1 protein-coding gene is annotated in these 1616 nt (G+C 50.6%); it reads left to right on the top strand.

What is annotated here, in order from left to right; translation table 11 throughout:
- The coding region (locus tag GX117_09265; GenBank protein ID NLO33528.1) for a glycoside hydrolase family 2 at positions 1 to 1616 on the top strand (1616 nt) is incomplete at both ends.

The following is a 1616-nucleotide window of genomic DNA, read 5'->3' as shown; positions in this document are numbered from 1 at the left end:
GCTTATGTTAAAAATCTTTTGGATCGTTTGACCGCCGATGAGCGCACTGCCTTAAAGCATGTTGTCGCCGACAGCTACGAGATGGGCCCGCAAAACTGGACCGATGGCTTCGCTCAGACTTTTGAAGCTGCCTATGGCTATGATCCCCTGCCGTGGCTGCCCGCCATGAATGGGCGCATTATTAATAGCGCAGCATGTACCGACCGTTTCTTTTGGGATTTGCGGCGCTTGGTAGCAGATTTGGTTTCCCGTGAATATGTGGGCGGACTCAGAGATTTGTGCCGTGAACAGGGTCTTAAAATGTGGCTGGAAAACTACGGTCATTGGGGGTATCCCGGCGAATTTCTTCAGTATGGCGGAGAGTGCGACGAAATCAGCGGCGAGTTTTGGGTGAATGGTGATCTTGGAAGCATTGAATTGCGCGACGCCGCTTCAGCGGCCCACATATACGACCATCCAATCGTTTGGGCGGAAGCCTTCACCGGAGGTATTGCCTTTACCAATTCGCCCCGTGACCTGAAGGCACGCGGCGACTGGGCCTTTACCGAAGGCATCAATCAGTTTGTCTTGTGCTTGGTCATACATCAGCCTTGGGAAGATAAACTTCCCGGTGTTAATGCATGGTTCGGCAGCGAGTTCAACCGGCACAATACGTGGTTTGACCACGCCGGGCCTTGGGTCGATTATTTGCGCCGATGCAGTGTCCTGTTGCAACGGGGATTATCTTTCGTAGATGCCGCTTATTTTATCGGTGAAGATGCGCCGAAAATGACCGGGCCCTGCGAACCTGCGCTGCCTGCAGGCTATGACTTTGATTATATAAATGCCGACATTATCGAAAAAGATCTCGACGTACAAGATGGCGTGCTCGTGCTGCCCCATGGTCTGTCATACCGTGTTCTTGTATTACCTCCTTCCACATCGATGCGGCCTGCCTTATTAAAGAAAATTGGTGCATTGGCCGCAGGGGGCGCCGTGGTGGTTGGCCCGGCGCCGGATCATTCCCCCAGCCTTGAAAACTATCCTGACTGCGATGTGGAAGTGCGCGCCTTAGCCGAAAAGGTGTGGAGCAACGAAACGGTGTTAACCGATCTCAGTATGGAGCAAGTCTTTTCTCTGATTGATTTGCCTCCTGATGTGATTTGTCCGGAAGATATTTTGTGGAAACATCGACAAGACGGGGATACGGATATCTACTTTTTATCCAACCAAAACGATGCTGCACGGAGCGAAACAATTTCTTTCCGCATCACCGATAAGGCGCCGGAGCTGTGGTGGGCGGAAACAGGTATTATTGACTACGAACCCGAATTCTCCGCTGCAGACGGCTACACATCTCTTCCCATTGAATTTGATATTCACACTTCTTTATTTGTGGTTTTTCGCAAAGGAAAAGACATACAAGAACGCACTGCACCGGAACAGAGTGCTCCTACGATCCATACTAAAATAGAAGGGCCTTGGACTGTGACATTCCCGTTTGGCTCGGAGGAATTTCCTGCCCTTCAATCGTGGACGGATCACGCAAAGGAAGAGATTAAATATTTTTCCGGTGAAGCAATCTACAGCACCGCTTTCACGGCTCCGGAAAAAGGGAAAGCCGTTATTCTTGAATT

This window comes from Candidatus Hydrogenedentota bacterium, assembly GCA_012523015.1.
In the GTDB taxonomy this organism is placed as follows: domain Bacteria; phylum Hydrogenedentota; class Hydrogenedentia; order Hydrogenedentales; family CAITNO01; genus JAAYBJ01.
Note: the sequence above shows the minus strand (reverse complement) of the source record. Positions and strands in the feature narration are given on the sequence as shown.